This window comes from Oleiphilus sp. HI0128 (assembly GCF_001635365.1).
Window position 1 is genome coordinate 1 of record NZ_LWGG01001310.1, and the last position, 793, is coordinate 793.

Sequence of the window (793 nt, forward strand, 5' to 3'; positions counted from 1 at the left end):
CACCAAAACCTGCATTAAGAGTACAAGCACCTTCACACAATCGATCTTGAGGACAAACACGACCACACACTTCAGGCAAAGAGTTTGTCTGGTGACACAGTTCAGCCGCTTCAAGAATATTCCCTTCTGAAACCAGCTTTAGCCAGTTCGGGATATAGTTATGTACCGGGCACTTCCACTCACAGTAAGGGTTACCACACTCAAGACATCGATGAGCCTGTTCAGTCGCGTCATTCTGATCAAATGACTGATAGATCTCACCAAAATCTTCGGTACGACCTTCCATTGGAATTTTCTTTGGGTCAACTCGACCCACATCAACAAACTGAAAGTTGTTATTTAAACGCTTTGCCATATTCTAACCTCTAAACCTTATTCGCAATGAGAGTATTCGATAATTCGAAACACTACTCAGGGCGAGAACGCATGTTGTTAAGCAAGTTATCCAAGCTAGCCGCCTTCGGCTTAACTAACCAGAACTTAGCAATGAAGTCATCGAAGTGCTCAAGGATCTCTTGCCCCCACTTACTAGATGTCTCAGCAACATGCTCCTTAATAACGCCTCGCAAATGATTGCGATAAGGCTCCATTTGTTCAGTTGAAACTCTTTGAATTTCTACCAACTCATGATTGTATTTATCTACAAACGTATTTTCCTGGTCTAGCACATAGGCAAAACCACCTGTCATACCAGCACCAAAGTTATAACCTGTTTGACCTAGAACAGTAATCAAACCGCCAGTCATATATTCACAGCAGTGATCACCTGCGCCTTCAACAACCGCTGAAGCGC

General features: G+C 43.4%; 1 protein-coding gene and 1 pseudogene. Both read right to left on the reverse strand.

The features are described from left to right. A pseudogene (locus A3763_RS22005) lies at window positions 1–355 on the reverse strand (glutamate synthase small subunit); the annotation flags it as partial. A 52-nt stretch (window positions 356–407) separates the two neighbouring features. Further along, window positions 408–793: hypothetical protein (locus tag A3763_RS22010; RefSeq protein WP_156495253.1), on the reverse strand; the 386-nt coding region annotated here is incomplete at its 5' end.